Source organism: Selenomonas ruminantium AC2024 (genome assembly GCF_000687995.1).
Classification (GTDB): Bacteria; Bacillota; Negativicutes; order Selenomonadales; family Selenomonadaceae; genus Selenomonas_A; species Selenomonas_A ruminantium_B.
Genome location: NZ_JIAC01000001.1, coordinates 2,517,848 through 2,532,754, shown reverse-complemented (window position 1 = coordinate 2,532,754; position 14,907 = coordinate 2,517,848). Strand labels below are relative to the sequence as shown.

At 51.7% G+C, this 14,907-nt stretch carries 10 protein-coding genes; 9 read left to right on the top strand and 1 reads right to left on the bottom strand.

The window, feature by feature from the left end:
* Window positions 1-192 precede the first annotated feature (192 nt).
* The 5 genes from P157_RS0112030 (at window position 193) to P157_RS14600 (ending at window position 8,700) form a co-directional block, all read left to right on the top strand.
* On the top strand, window positions 193-1,269 hold the full coding sequence (locus P157_RS0112030) for an HD-GYP domain-containing protein (protein WP_026761206.1): 1,077 nt from the start codon (window positions 193-195) through the stop codon (window positions 1,267-1,269).
* 108 nt (window positions 1,270-1,377) lie between these two features.
* The gene (uvrB, locus tag P157_RS0112025; RefSeq protein WP_026761205.1) at window positions 1,378-3,420 is read left to right on the top strand and encodes an excinuclease ABC subunit UvrB; all 2,043 of its coding nucleotides are present in this window, start codon (window positions 1,378-1,380) and stop codon (window positions 3,418-3,420) included.
* A complete protein-coding gene (uvrA, locus tag P157_RS0112020) occupies window positions 3,420-6,248 on the top strand; it encodes an excinuclease ABC subunit UvrA (protein WP_026761204.1) in 2,829 nt (942 codons plus the stop codon). The genes uvrB and uvrA overlap by 1 nt, the downstream gene beginning before the upstream one ends.
* A 337-nt stretch (window positions 6,249-6,585) precedes the next feature.
* Window positions 6,586-7,170: a class I SAM-dependent methyltransferase gene (locus tag P157_RS0112015; protein ID WP_196243125.1), complete on the top strand. Its 585-nt coding sequence runs from the start codon at window positions 6,586-6,588 to the stop codon at window positions 7,168-7,170.
* Complete coding sequence (locus P157_RS14600) at window positions 7,171-8,700, top strand: bifunctional metallophosphatase/5'-nucleotidase (protein ID WP_037368840.1); 1,530 nt, start codon at window positions 7,171-7,173, stop codon at window positions 8,698-8,700.
* Between the two features lie 719 nt (window positions 8,701-9,419).
* Here P157_RS14600 and serC read toward each other — a convergent pair.
* Window positions 9,420-10,511 (bottom strand): 3-phosphoserine/phosphohydroxythreonine transaminase, encoded by a 1,092-nt coding sequence (serC, locus tag P157_RS0112005; RefSeq protein ID WP_026761202.1) that lies wholly within the window; start codon window positions 10,509-10,511, stop codon window positions 9,420-9,422.
* A 569-nt stretch (window positions 10,512-11,080) separates the two neighbouring features.
* Here serC and trpD point away from each other — a divergent pair.
* From trpD to trpA, 4 genes are read left to right on the top strand one after another with little or no spacing between them, the layout of a single operon-like run.
* The gene (gene trpD / locus P157_RS0112000; RefSeq protein ID WP_026761201.1) at window positions 11,081-12,112 is read left to right on the top strand and encodes an anthranilate phosphoribosyltransferase; all 1,032 of its coding nucleotides are present in this window, start codon (window positions 11,081-11,083) and stop codon (window positions 12,110-12,112) included.
* A complete protein-coding gene (gene trpC, locus P157_RS0111995) occupies window positions 12,109-12,915 on the top strand; it encodes an indole-3-glycerol phosphate synthase TrpC (RefSeq protein WP_026761200.1) in 807 nt (268 codons plus the stop codon). Before trpD ends, trpC begins: the two co-directional genes overlap by 4 nt.
* Entirely contained in the window at window positions 12,912-14,102 is a 1,191-nt protein-coding gene (gene trpB, locus P157_RS0111990) for a tryptophan synthase subunit beta (RefSeq protein ID WP_026761199.1), read from the top strand. The genes trpC and trpB overlap by 4 nt, the downstream gene beginning before the upstream one ends.
* The gene (gene trpA, locus P157_RS0111985) at window positions 14,095-14,868 is read left to right on the top strand and encodes a tryptophan synthase subunit alpha (protein WP_026761198.1); all 774 of its coding nucleotides are present in this window, start codon (window positions 14,095-14,097) and stop codon (window positions 14,866-14,868) included. Before trpB ends, trpA begins: the two co-directional genes overlap by 8 nt.
* Window positions 14,869-14,907: the final 39 nt, after the last annotated feature.

Below are 14,907 nucleotides of genomic sequence, written 5' to 3'. Positions count from 1 at the left end.
GACGGAAAAGTATCATCAGCCCCCGGGCTTATTTCGTGCATTACATATCTATTATGCTAAGGTGCCCGCAAAATATTAGGACAAAAATCCCGCTGCCTAAATATTTTTGTGGCAATACGGCAGGGAATGCGCTATAATCGAAGAAGAATAATACCGATAGAATCGGATTTTAGTGGGAGAGGATGAGGACGAGTGTTGAAGGTATATGCAGTGGAAGGCTTGCGGGCTGGCATGGTTGTCGGCCGGGATATTGTGGATGAACAGGGAAATGCCCTCATCAGTACGGGAACCACATTGACGAAGGAAATGATTTACGGGCTGCTGGACAGGCCGATTTTTTCCGTGTATGTGGAAGAAGAGGACCCAGTGGTTGGAGTTCCGAGCAAGGAAAACTTGCTGGATGATGATTACCTCAACTGCTATGAGTGGGTTTATCAGCAGCTGGAAGTTATCTTTGATGGGCTGGTGCAGCGGGGCGAGTTCAGTGCCAATGCTTTGCAGCGCATCATGGATGAGAAGAATTTTAACGAGCTTTGCGATGGTGCCAAGGCGGTGTCACAGATTCACAATATGGGACAGGAGGGCTCTTATCTGGTGCATCACTGTCTCCATGTAGGGATTCTGGCCGGGCTTATGGGTCGCTGGCTGGGCTGGTCGATGCTCGACCAGTACAATTTGGTCATTGCCGGTCTGTTCCTCGATATCGGCAAGATGCAGGTGCCGAAAGAAGTGCTGGAGAAGCAGGGCAAACTTACCGATGAGGAGTTTGAACAGGTCAAGCGTCATTCCCAGTATGGTCATGACCTGCTGGCCGGTACCACGCTGAATGCCAATCAGGATATCATGCAGGGTATCCTGCAGCATCACGAGCGCTGTGATGGTTCCGGGTATCCGCTGCATCTTAAGAAGGAAACCATTTCCCGCTTCGGCAGGATTCTGGCCATTTTGGATATGTATGATGCCATGGCCAGCGACCGTGTCTTTGCCAAACGCCGTTCTCCCTTTGATGTGTTTGCCACCCTTTATGATGATATTCTGGACGGCAAGCTGGATACGGAATACGGTGTACTCTTCATCAAGCATCTCTGTCATGCCCTGAATGGCAACTGGGTGCGCTTAAGCAATGGCGAGAAGGGGCAGATTGTTTATCTCGATGAAAGCCGTGTGCGTTCCCTGCCCGTGGTGCAGACGGAAAAGGGCGAGTTCATCGACCTGAACAAGAACAGGGATATCAAGGTAGAGTGCATTCTCACGGCCAACGAAGTGTGAGGCTGGCGAAAAGAGAAAATGACTGAGGCTCAATGGAATTCCATTGAGCCCTTTTAATCTTTGCGTTATAATGAAAGAATCCAAGAAAATCAGCAGGGAGGATGGACTATGGCTATGGTGCCGAAATTAAATACGATGCAGTTTGATAAAGAGATACCCTTCAAGGTAGTGGCTCCCTTCGAGCCCATGGGCGACCAGCCAAAAGCCATTGAGGATTTGGCGGCAGGCATCGAAAACGGCCAACAGGCGCAGGTGCTTCTGGGCGCGACGGGCACCGGCAAAACATACACCATTGCCAAGGTCATTGAGAAGGTGCAGAAGCCCACACTGGTCATTGCCCATAACAAGACATTGGCGGCACAGCTGGCCAGTGAGTTCAAGGCCTTCTTCCCGGAAAATTATGTGGGCTATTTTGTCAGCTACTATGACTACTATCAGCCGGAGGCCTATATTGCTTCTACGGACACCTATATCGAAAAGGATTCGTCCATCAATGATGAGATTGATGAACTGCGTCATTCGGCTACCTGCTCGCTGTTTGAGCGGCGGGATGTGATTATCGTCGCGTCCGTGTCCTGTATCTATGGCCTGGGCTCGCCGGAAAGCTACCATGAAATGGTATTGTCCCTGCACAAGGGGCAGGAGGTGCCGCGGGAGGATATTTTGCACAAGCTGGTGCAGATTCGCTATGAGCGCAATGACATTGCCTTTGAACGCGGGCGGTTCCGCGTGCGGGGCGATGTCATCGAAGTGTTCCCCGCAGGCTACAATAACCGGGCGGTGCGCATTGAACTCTTCGGTGATGAAATCGACCGCATGGTGGAGTTCGATGTGGTGACAGGCGAGGTCTATGGCGAGCGCACCCATCTGATGGTGTTCCCTGCGTCCCATTATGTCACCGAAGACGAGGATATGAAGATTGCCATGCAGGATATCCGCGATGAGCTCGATGTGCAGCTCAAAATGTTCCGTGAAAATGGCAAATTGCTCGAAGCTCAGCGCATTGAACAGCGCACCAACTACGATTTGGAAATGATGCAGGAAATGGGCTACTGTTCGGGCATTGAAAATTACTCCCGTCATTTGACGCACCGCAAGGCGGGCGAAGCGCCTTATACCCTGCTCGATTACTTTCCCGAAGATTTCCTGATTGTGGTGGACGAGTCCCATGTGACTCTGCCGCAGGTGCATGCCATGTATGCCGGTGACAGAAGCCGCAAGGTGTCCTTGGTGGAAAATGGCTTCCGCCTGCCGTCCGCTTTTGACAACCGGCCGCTGACCTTTGAGGAATTTGCGGCCCGCATCAATCAGATTATCTATGTGTCGGCTACGCCGGGCAAGTACGAAAAGGAACAGGCCCAGCAGGTGGCCCAACAGGTTATCCGTCCGACGGGACTCATTGACCCAGAAATCGAAGTGCGGCCGTTGGAGGGGCAGATTGATGATTTGCTGTCGGAAATCCGTCTGCGCATTGAGCGCAATGAGCGTGTGCTCGTCACGACCCTGACCAAGAAGATGGCGGAAAATCTCACCGATTTTCTGAAAGAGGCAGGCGTAAAGGTACGCTATCTGCATTCCGATATTGCGACCATTGAGCGCGCGGAAATCATCCACGATTTGCGGGCCGGGGAATTTGATGTGCTGGTGGGTATCAATCTCTTGCGTGAAGGTCTGGATATGCCGGAGGTGTCTTTGATTGCCATACTGGATGCGGATAAGGAAGGTTTCCTGCGTTCCGATACGTCCCTGATTCAGATTATCGGCCGTGCCGCCCGCAATGCCAATGGCCGGGTCATTATGTATGCCGACCGGATAACGGATTCCATGAAGCGGGCCATGGATGAGACGGAACGTCGCCGGGAAATCCAGCAGGCCTACAACAAAGAGCACGGCATTGTGCCTAAGACGATTATCAAGCCGATTAAACCGCTGATTGAAACCACGTTGGTTGCGGAGTCGGCGGCAAGTTATACTGCGGAGAATGGCAAAAAGAAGAAAAAACTTTCCAAGAAGGACAAGGAAAATCTCGTCAAGACGCTGCTGCGTGAAATGCAGCAGGCCTCCCGTGCTATGGAATTTGAGCGGGCGGCAGAGCTTAGGGATATGATATTGGAACTCGATGGCACGCTGCCAAAACAAGGAGTCAAATAATGGAACAATATATCAGAATCAAGGGGGCAAGAGCCCATAACTTAAAAAACATCAATGTGGATATCCCGCGGGATAAATTAGTGGTCGTCACTGGCCTGTCCGGTTCGGGGAAGTCCTCGCTGGCCTTTGATACGGTCTATGCGGAAGGTCAGCGGCGTTATGTGGAGTCGCTGTCCTCTTACGCCCGGCAGTTTTTGGGGCAGATGGATAAACCGGATGTGGATAATATTGACGGCCTTTCGCCGGCAATTTCCATTGACCAAAAGACCACGAGCCATAATCCGCGCTCCACGGTGGGGACGGTTACGGAAATCTATGACTATCTGCGCCTGCTCTTTGCGCGGGCGGGAAGGCCTCACTGTCCCAAGTGCGGCAAGCCCATTACCCAGCAGACGGTGGACCAGATGGTGGACCAGATAAAAGATTTGCCCGAGCGCACGAAGCTGCTCATCATGGCACAGGTCGTGCGGGGCAAGAAGGGCGAGCACCGCAAGATTCTCGACCATATCCGTCATGAGGGCTATGTGCGCGTGCGCATTGATGGGGAAATCTTCGATATCAACGATGATATCAATTTGGAGAAGAACAAGAAACATACCATTGAAGTCGTGATTGACCGTTTGGTCGTGCGGGAAGGTATGGACCAGCGGCTCGCTGATTCCCTCGAAACCGCTCTTAAACTCGGTGAAGGTGTGGTCTATGTGCAGGTGGTGGACGGTGAACTCTTGATGTTCAGCGAAAACTTTGCCTGTGTGGACTGCGGCATCAGCCTGCCGGAAATCACGCCGCGCATGTTTTCCTTCAATAATCCATACGGTGCCTGTCCTGTGTGTATGGGGCTCGGCAGCCATATGGAATTTGACGAGGAACTCGTGATTCCCGACCCGAAGCTGTCGGTGGGTGGCGGTGTCTTTGCGCCTCTGTCGAAGAACGTCCATTCCTATGCCATGTGTGCTATGGGAGCTGTGCTCAAGGATTATGGCTATGATCTCGATACGCCGTGGAAGGATATGGACAAAAAGACGCAGAAGGTACTGCTCTACGGTTCCAAGGACGAAAAATTCCGCTTCCATTACACCAATATGTTTGGTGAAAACAAGGAATACAATGTGGAATTTGAAGGTGTTATGCCTCTGCTGGCCCGCCGTTACCACGAAACGGATTCGGATGAAATGCGGGAGTCCTATGAGAATTACATGACCGAGATTCCCTGCTCGGCCTGCCATGGGGCGCGCTTAAAGCCGGAAACCTTGTCGGTTCTAGTCGGCGGCAAGAATATCCATGAAGTGACGGATATGAATATCCGCGAGGCAGAAAGTTTCTTTTTGAATTTGGAACTGACGCCGCGGGAGGCCAAGATTGCCAAACAGATTTTGAAGGAAATCCATGCGCGGCTGAACTTTCTCTTAAATGTCGGCCTGGATTATCTGACGCTGTCGCGGGCGGCAGGTACGCTCTCTGGCGGCGAGGCCCAGCGCATCCGTTTGGCTACGCAGATTGGATCGGGGTTGCAAGGCGTGCTCTATGTACTCGACGAGCCCAGTATCGGCCTGCATCAGCGGGACAACAACCGCCTGCTTGAAACGCTCAAAAATCTGCGGGATTTGGGCAATACCCTGCTCGTGGTAGAACATGATGAAGACACGATGTATGCCGCTGACCATATCATCGATATCGGCCCAGGGGCCGGTGAACATGGCGGGCAGGTGGTAGCGCAGGGAACAGCGCAGGAAATCATGCAGGTGCCCGAATCGGTGACGGGGCAGTATCTTTCCCGCAAGAAGTATATTCCCGTTCCCTCCCGCCGCCGTCCGGGAAATGGCAAATGTCTGGAAGTTGTAGGGGCTGCGGAAAACAACCTCAAGGATATCAATGTGAAGTTCCCCTTGGGAACGCTGACGCTGGTCACGGGCGTGTCCGGTTCGGGCAAGAGTACGCTGGTCAATGAAATCCTCTACAAGGGCATTGCCTCACGGCTCTACCATGCCAAGGGCAAACCGGGCAAACATAAGAAAATCAAGGGTTTGGAGCATATCGATAAGATTATCGATATCGACCAGCAGCCCATTGGCCGCACGCCGCGTTCCAATCCGGCCACCTATACCGGCGTTTTTGATGCGATTCGGGAGTTGTTCAGTCAGACCAGTGAGTCCAAGGTGCGCGGCTATAAAGCCGGACGGTTCAGTTTTAACGTCAAGGGGGGCCGCTGTGAAGCCTGCAAGGGCGACGGCATTTTGAAGATTGAAATGCACTTTCTGCCGGATGTCTATGTGCCCTGCGAAGTCTGCAAAGGGGCGCGGTACAATCGCGAAACGCTTGAAGTCCGCTACAAGGGCAAGACCATTGCCGATGTGCTCGATATGACCATTGATGAAGCCGTGGTGTTCTTTGCCAATGTGCCGAAGATTGCCCGCAAGCTGCAGGTGATTCAGGATGTGGGTTTAGGTTATATCAAGCTAGGGCAGCCGGCAACTACGCTGTCTGGTGGTGAGGCGCAGCGCGTAAAATTGGCTACGGAACTTTCCCGCCGCAGTACGGGCAAGACGCTTTATATTTTGGATGAACCGACTACAGGTCTGCATTCAGCGGATATTCATAAGCTGCTGGGCATTTTGCAGCGGCTGGTCGATGGTGGCGATACGGTCGTGGTCATTGAGCATAATCTCGATGTGATTAAGACGGCTGATTATATTATCGATTTGGGGCCGGAAGGCGGCGACAAGGGCGGTACTATTGTGGCCTCTGGCAGACCTGAAGATATTGTGAAGGTTCCGGCTTCGTATACTGGGAAGTTCTTGAAGCCGCTCTTGGAAGAAAAGAACGAATAATAATACGCACCATTGGATTCGCGGCAGTTGACGCGGGGCCGGGGCATTGGCTGTCCTTCGCTATGGTGCTTAGCTAAAACCGATTTTTGCCTTTCAATTATGTATCTGTAAAAGTCAAAACTCGCTGTGCTCAGACAGTAGACTTTTACAGATATAACGGATGTAGGCAAAAATCGGTTTCTTTACGCTAAGCGCCATACGCTGCGGACAGTCAACGCCCTGGCCCCGCTCAATGTGCAATGCTTAATGATTAATGACTAATCTTAAAGCTTTACGCTTTTATGTAGTTGCGGAATCGTTATTTTTTGTTAGAATAGGAGAGGTGAGGGAAAGGACGGTGAGGTATGTGCAAACAGTCAGCAATGTGCTGAATTTGGTTAAGGCGGCAATATTACCGGCTTTGGCTAAGGCTAAGGTGGTGGTAGATGCTACGGCGGGCAATGGCAACGATACGTTGTTTTTGGCCGAGCATACTGGTGACGAGGCAAAAATTTATGCCTTTGACATTCAGCAGGCGGCGCTGGATAATACCCGGATGAAGACGGCAGCTTATGCGCAGAGGATTGTGTATGTGCTGCGCAGTCATGCGGAGCTTGATTGTGTTGTGGCGGAAGATATTGACTTGGCGATGTTCAATCTGGGGTATCTGCCGGGTGAGGGGCATAATGTTACCACCCAGGTTGAAAGTACCAAGGAAGCGCTCCGGCAGGTGCTGGCGAAATTGAGTCTAAATGGTGTCTGCGTGCTGGTGGTTTATCCCGGCCATGAAGCAGGGGAACAGGAAGCGGCAATGTTGGAGGATTATCTGTCTGCTTTGGCGAAGCAGGATTATACGGTGGGCTGTTACCGACTGCTCAACCATAGCAGGACGGCCCCTTACGCCTATGTGGTGGAAAAAGTGCGCAAAAGGAGCGAGGATTAAATGTTTAACTGGAGAAAGAAATTAGCGGCAACATTGCTGAGCATGGTGCTGGCTTTGCCGTTGCCGGCCTATGCATCGGTGCAGAAGGATGGGGTTCATATCACGGTGCTCCACACCAATGATATGCATGCCCGTGTACAGAGTTCGGATGATGAGGGCAAGACCATTGGTATGGACTGGCTGGCCGGTGCAATTTGGAACCAGAAGGGTGCCGATGCGGATACGCTGGTGCTCGATGCCGGAGATACTTTTCATGGTGTGACGTTAATCAACCTAAGCCGGGGCAGCAATATGGCCATGCTGATGAATCTGTCCGGCTATGATGCCATGACGCCGGGAAATCACGATTTTAACTTTGGCAGCCAGCGGCTGGTGGAATTGGCCAGTATGTTGAATTTTCCTGTGTTGAGTGCAAACCTCATGGATAAGGAGCAGAAGCAGTATGTCTTCCGCCCTTATAAGAGCTATGAGTTTAATGGCGTCAAGGTAGCGGTGGTGGGACTGACGACGCCGGAAACTGCCTATAAGACCAACCCGTTCAATGTAAAAGATGTTGCTTTTGCTGACCCTATTGCGGTGGCCAAAGAGCTGGTGCCGAAGCTGCGGGCAACGCATGATGTGGTAATCGGCCTTGTGCATATCGGGATTGATAAGAGCTCCGTGGTGACTACGGACCAGATTGTTAAGGCGGTGCCGGGCTTTGATGTCATCATTGACGGCCACAGTCATACGAGCCTGCCCAAAGGTATGAAGGTGGGTAAGACGTTGATTTGTCAGACCGGTTGGCATGGTCATGCCCTGGGCAAAGTGGAACTGGTGGTAAAAGACCATAAACTGCGTAAGGTACATGCTTCCTTGTTAAATCGTCAGGGCGTAGAAAAACTGGCGCAAAAGCCGGATGAAGGTGTAGCGCAGGCTTTGCAGGAAATCAATACGCAGGTGAAAATGGAAACCGAAACTGTAGTGGCTGAAAGTCCGCGGGAACTTAACGGTGCGCGGGAGCTTGTGCGTACGCAGGAGTCGGAACTGGGCAACCTTACGGCGGATGCTCTGCGGCAGGCAACGGGCGCGGATGCAGCTGTGGTCAATGGCGGTGGCCTGCGTACCAGTCTTCCCGCAGGAAAGATTACCAAGGGGGACGTGCTGAATATTTTCCCGTTTAACAATCGGGTGATAACCTTGGCGGTGGATGGCAAAACGCTCAAGTCCATGCTGGAATTATCCGTGCAGTATCTGCCGGCGACTTTTGGTGGCTTTTTGGATGTCAGCGGCATGACCTTTACGGTAGATACCAAGGCACCTGCAGGTAAGCGTGTCAGTGAAATCAAGGTGCAGGAACAGCCGTTAGAGGAGAACAAAATCTATACGTTGGCGCTTAATGATTTCACCGCGGCCGGAGGCGATGGTTATGATATGCTGAAGGGCGCACAGATGAAAGGTGACTTTGGTCCGCTGGAAAGCATTTTTGTGGAGTATTTGCAGAAAAATGGGTTGCAGGGGATTGAGCTTGGACGCATTACAATGAAGTAACATTTATATACTAAGACGCCCGATGGCTGAAGAGTTTTTCAGTCATCGGGCTTTTGCGTTAATTACAATTTGCCAGTACGTGCTGAAATTTTTTGTTACAGCTCAGTTTGGGCGGAGGTGGTAATACTTTTCGCCGTTGCACTGAATGACCCACAAGCAAATATATGGGCTTTTTAGTTACCTGCGCCGGGCAGGACCGGCGGCGCGTATATTCAGCTCAGTGTCTAGCTGATGCCGTTTGTGGGCCAGTCCTCACTACGTTCGGACAGTCGTTCCACGGCGAAAAGCATCACCACCTCCGCCCTAAGCGATGCCCGTATAAGACGGCATTTTCGTAGTGACAAGCAGCAAGTACATCGATGTTTTTGTTACGGGAGAGACGAGTTCGTGGCAATTGCCTAATCCGTAACTTGGGGCGAACGAGGGAGTGATTTTTCTGTAGGGAGCGACTGCCTGAACGCAGTGAAGGCCGGCCCCTGTAGAAATTAGCTAAGCAAATACGCTGAAAGCAGCGCCGTTGGCCTGCCCGGCGCGAGTAACTGGACAGCTCTATCTTGCGAAGGGGTCGTTTAGCGGAAAACAGAAAAATTACTCCCTCGTTTGCCCCTGACAACGTATGAACAGGGTACCTTTATCACGAACTGAACTCTCCTACAAACTGCAATTGCAACTTAAAAACTGACCCGTCAATTGACGAGTCAGTTATGAAAAAAGGGAACTTATGCGTTTTCTTTGCGGAAATTATCCATGAACTGGGCGAGTTTTTCAGCACCCTCATACGGCATGGCGTTGTAGATGGAGGCACGCATGCCGCCAACGCTGCGGTGGCCTTTGACACCACTAAGGCCCTGCGCTAAAGCTTCTTTTACGAATTTTGCTTCGAGTTCTTCAGAGGGCAGGCGGAAGGTGACATTCATGAAGGAACGGCTGTCCTTGTCGGCATGGCCTTTGTAGAAGCCGTCAGAATTGTCGATGGCATCGTAGACTACTGCGGCTTTCTTCTTGTTGCGTTTAGCCATTTCCTCAAGGCCGCCTTCAGCCTTAATCCAGGCGGCAACTTTACCGACCATGTAGATGCAGAAAGCAGGCGGTGTGTTGTAGAGGGAATCCTTTTCGAGGAAGGTGCTGTAGCGGAACATGGTCGGCAGAGTCTTGGGGCTCTTGGCGAGCAGTTCTTTTTTGGCAACGACGAGCACGACACCAGCCGGGCCTAAGTTCTTCTGCACGCCGGCATAGATGAAGTCAAACTTCTTGAAATCGAGCGGGCGGGAGAGCATGTCCGAGGACATATCGGCGAAAAGGGGCACGCCATTGGTTTCGGGAATGTAGTGATATTCCGTGCCGTAAATGGTGTTGTTGTAACAAAGATGTACATAGGCGGCATTCGGATTGATTTTGAGTTCTTCCTGAATGGGAATGTGCTTGAAGTCGCGGTCCTTGCTGGAAGCGGCGATTTCACCTACCCCTAAGAGTTCCGCTTCTTTGTAGGCCTTGGAGGCAAAACTGCCGGACAGGACATAGCTGCCGGGATGGTCTTTGCTTGCAAAGTTCAGCGGAATCATGGCGAACTGCTGGCTGGCACCGCCCTGACAGAACAGGACTTCGTAATCATCACCGAGGCCCATGAGTTCCTTGATGTCGGCTTTTGCCTGCGCGTGCACAGCAGCATAGGGCTTAGCACGGTGGCTGATTTCCAGAATGGACATGCCGCTGTCACCGAAGTTCAGAAATTCAGCCTGAGCTTCTTTGAGTACCGACAGGGGCAGGGTTGCCGGGCCGGGGTTAAAGTTATATACGCGATTTGCTTCCATGGAGTACCTCCTAAAAGTAAAAAACTTACAATGTTACATATAGCGGATATTTTTCTCTATTTTACCCCTAATTTTTTATAAAAGCAAGGGCAAAAACAAATATTGTTCCTCTATAAAATACAGATGGCGAAACTGAAAAGATAAATTTTACAGATTTACGAAAAATATCTTGACATACCTGCGGAATAATGATAAGCTTACATCAATTTCAAAATTAAACAATATAAAACCGATGAAGCGGAGATAACGGCTTTTACGCCTTTACAGAGAGCCTGCGTTGCTGGAAGTCAGGCAAGAAACGAATTGTCAAATGGACCGCCGAGGGTGCAGTCAAATGGTTTGACCTGTCAGGCCAGAGTATTCTGCAACGTGAGGAACGCGTGAGTTTCCGGGGATATGGTTGTATCCTGCAAAGCGCATGGCTGAAAGCCATGAAAACAAGGTGGCACCGCGGATAGTGTGAAAGCTTTTCGTCCTTGATAGAATGGATTGTTCTGTCAAGGGCGTTTTCTATTGCCTGAGTTATGGCAGAACCGTGCCGGAGTTTTTGTATCGAAGGAGGATTTACCATGATTGAGCAGGCTATTGTAAAGATTGTCAGCAAAGAGGATTTGACTTATGATGAAGCTTACGCTGTGATGAATGAGATTATGAGCGGCAAGACTTCACCCACGCAGAATGCGGCGTTTCTCGCGGCACTTTCCACTAAGAGTGCCCGCGCGGAAACTACCGAAGAAATCGCCGGCTGTGCGGCGGCCATGCGTGACCATGCGACAAAAGTGGACACGGGCATGGATATCTGCGATATTGTCGGCACTGGCGGCGACCATTCCCAAAGCTTCAATATCTCCACGACGGCAAGTTTAGTGGCGGCTGCGGGCGGGGTAAAAGTCGCCAAGCATGGAAATCGGGCAGCATCCTCCAAATGCGGCACGGCAGATTGTCTGGAGGCGCTGGGCGTCAATATCGAGCAAAGCCCGGAGATGTGCAAGAAACTTCTCAATGAAGTGGGCATGTGCTTCTTCTTTGCGCAGAAGTATCATACTTCGATGAAATATGTCGGCGCTATCCGCAAGGAACTCGGTGTGCGGACGGTGTTCAATATCTTAGGCCCGCTGACCAATCCCGGCAGTCCGACCCGCCAGCTTTTAGGTGTTTATGATGAATACCTCGTGGCACCGCTCGCGCATGTGCTCAGCAGTCTTGGTGTTAAACGGGGCATGGTGGTTTACGGCAAGGATAAATTGGATGAGATTTCCCTGTCAGCGCCTACGGCGGTCTGTGAAATCCGCGATGGCTGGGTCAAGGCGTATACCATTAAACCGGAGGACTTCGGCATGGAGCGATGCACGAAGGATGATTTGGTGGGCGGCACGCCCGCAGAAAACGCCGCGATTACCCGCAGTATTTTGCAGGGCGAGCGCGGGCATAAACGCAATGCCGTGCTCCTAAACGCCGGAGCGGCGCTCTATATTAACGACAAAGCACCGACTTTGGCGGAAGGCATAAAACTTGCGGCAGCGCTTATCGACTCCGGCAAGGCCATGGCAACATTGGAGAAACTCATTGAAGTAAGCCAGAAAGCGCAGGCGGTGGCATGAATGTATTAGAGAGATTAGCAGGTTACGCCCGCGAACGGGTGGAGGCAGCGAAAGCAGAAAAGCCGCTCGCGCAAATCCGTGAGGAGGCAATGGCTTTGCCCAAAGGGGATTTTGCCTTTGAACAGGCTTTGCGGAAAAAGGACATGTCCTTTATCTGCGAATGCAAGAAGGCTTCGCCGTCCAAGGGTCTGATTGCTCCGGACTTTCCCTATTTGCAGATTGCCAAGGAATACGAGGCTGCTGGCGCGGATGCAATTTCCGTATTGACGGAGCCACGCGAGTTTTTAGGCCGTGATGCTTATCTGCGGGAGATTGCGGCGACGGTGAATATTCCCTGTCTGCGCAAGGATTTCACTGTGGATGAATATATGATTTATGAAGCCAAACTTTTGGGCGCGGCAGCGGTGCTCTTGATTTGCTCCCTGCTTACGGAGGAGCAGATTCGGAAATACTTGGCCATCTGCGATAAGCTGGGGCTGTCGGCGCTGGTGGAAGTCCATGATGAAGCAGAAGTAAAGATGGCCTTAAATGCGGGGGCGCGGATAATCGGCGTCAATAACCGCAATCTCAAGGATTTTTCCGTAGACCTCAATAATAGTGCCAACTTGCGTGAACTGGTGCCTGCAGATATCATCTTTGTAGCCGAAAGCGGCATCAAAGATGCAGAAGATGTCAAAGCCGCTGTGAAGATGGGCGCCAGCGCTGTGTTGGTGGGAGAAGCCCTGATGCGGGCGGAAGATAAGAATGGAAAACTAGCGGAGTTTTATGCCGCTGCGGATAGAGTAAAGGAGAGTTTGCAATGACCAATCCTCAGGGAAGATTTGGCATTCATGGCGGGCAGTATATTCCCGAAACCTTGATGAATGCCGTTATCGAATTAGAAGAAGCCTATAACCACTATAAAAATGACCCGCAGTTCCAGAAGGAACTCACGGAACTCTTAAATGACTATGCCGGGCGTCCGTCACGGCTCTATTATGCAGAGAAGATGACCCGTGACTTGGGCGGCGCCAAAATCTACCTCAAGCGTGAGGACTTAAACCATACCGGCGCCCATAAAATCAACAATGTGCTGGGGCAGGCACTCCTGGCCAAGAAGATGGGCAAGACTCGCCTGATTGCTGAAACCGGCGCGGGTCAGCATGGTGTGGCTACGGCTACGGCGGCCGCACTTATGGGTATGGATTGCGTGGTCTTTATGGGCAAGGAGGACACGGAGCGGCAGGCGCTCAATGTCTACCGCATGCGTTTGCTCGGTGCCAAGGTTGTAGCGGTTACTTCCGGTACGGCAACGCTTAAAGATGCCGTATCCGAAGCCATGCGCGAATGGACGACCCGTATCAGCGACACGCATTATTGCTTGGGTTCCGTTATGGGGCCGCATCCGTTCCCGACGATTGTCCGTGATTTCCAGGCGGTTATCTCGCAGGAAATCAAAAGTCAGATGTTAGAGAAAGAAGGCCGCCTGCCGGATGCGGTGCTGGCCTGTGTGGGCGGCGGCTCCAACGCCATCGGCAGTTTCTATCACTTCATTGAGGATGAGCAGGTACGGCTGATTGGCTGTGAAGCTGCCGGCCGGGGCATTGACACCTTTGAAACGGCGGCGACCATCAATACAGGCCGTGTGGGGATTTTCCATGGCATGAAATCCTATTTCTGTCAGGATGAAAATGGTCAGATTGCACCAGTGTATTCCATTTCAGCAGGGCTTGACTATCCCGGTGTCGGCCCGGAACATGCCCACCTGCACGATATCGGGCGGGCAGAGTATGTGGCGATTACCGATGATGAAGCGGTGGAGGCGTTTGAATACCTCTCGCGGACGGAGGGCATTATCCCTGCGATTGAGTCCTCCCATGCCATCGCCCATGCCATGAAACTGGCACCGCAGTTGGACAAGGATAAAATCATCGTTGTAACGGTATCCGGACGGGGCGACAAAGACTGTGCCGCCATTGCCCGCTATCGGGGGGAGGATATTCATGAGTAATATTGCAAATGCATTCAAGAACGGCAAAGCCTTTATACCCTTTTTTACCTGCGGTTTCCCCGATATGGAAACGAGCAAGGCCGCGATTAAGGCGGCTGTGGATAACGGCGCTGACCTTATCGAACTGGGGATTCCCTTCTCTGACCCGACTGCCGAAGGGCCGGTGATTCAGCGTTCCACTTTGGGCGCGTTAAAAAATGGTGTCAATACCAACAAGATTTTCAAAATGGTCAAGGAACTGCGGCAGGACGTCACGATTCCGCTGGTCTTTATGACCTATGCCAATGTGGTGTTCTCCTATGGCGGGGAGGATTTCTTTGTCAAATGTCAGGAAGTGGGCATTGATGGCATTATCCTGCCGGACTTGCCCTATGAGGAAAAAGAGGAATTCTCAGCACTCAGCGAAAAGTACGGTGTGGATTTGATTTCCATGATTGCGCCGACGTCTCATGAGCGCATCGCCATGATTGCCAAGGAAGCCACGGGCTTTATCTATGTGGTCAGCAGTCTGGGGGTTACTGGTGTGCGCAAGGAAATCACCACGAATCTGACGGAAATGGTGGAGGAAATCCGCAAGGTTACGGATGTGCCCTGTGCCATTGGCTTTGGCATTGCCAATCCCGACCAGTCTAAGCGCATGGCACAGATTGCCGACGGCGTGATTGTGGGGTCGGCAATTGTGAAATTGCTCGAAAAATACGGGAAGGATGCGCCGGAGTATGTGGGAGCTTATGTGAAGTCTATGCATCCGCGAAATCTGCTGTAAGTTCAAAATGGTAGCCAGAAGATAGAATCACACTGGGAT

Coding starts and splice junctions, on each gene's coding strand:
- uvrB (WP_026761205.1), top strand. CDS start 1,378: ATGGCTATGGTGCCGAAATTAAATACGATGCAGTTTGATAAAGAGATA.
- uvrA (WP_026761204.1), top strand. CDS start 3,420: ATGGAACAATATATCAGAATCAAGGGGGCAAGAGCCCATAACTTAAAA.
- P157_RS14600 (WP_037368840.1), top strand. CDS start 7,171: ATGTTTAACTGGAGAAAGAAATTAGCGGCAACATTGCTGAGCATGGTG.
- serC (WP_026761202.1), bottom strand. CDS start 10,511: ATGGAAGCAAATCGCGTATATAACTTTAACCCCGGCCCGGCAACCCTG.
- trpD (WP_026761201.1), top strand. CDS start 11,081: ATGATTGAGCAGGCTATTGTAAAGATTGTCAGCAAAGAGGATTTGACT.
- trpC (WP_026761200.1), top strand. CDS start 12,109: ATGAATGTATTAGAGAGATTAGCAGGTTACGCCCGCGAACGGGTGGAG.
- trpB (WP_026761199.1), top strand. CDS start 12,912: ATGACCAATCCTCAGGGAAGATTTGGCATTCATGGCGGGCAGTATATT.
- trpA (WP_026761198.1), top strand. CDS start 14,095: ATGAGTAATATTGCAAATGCATTCAAGAACGGCAAAGCCTTTATACCC.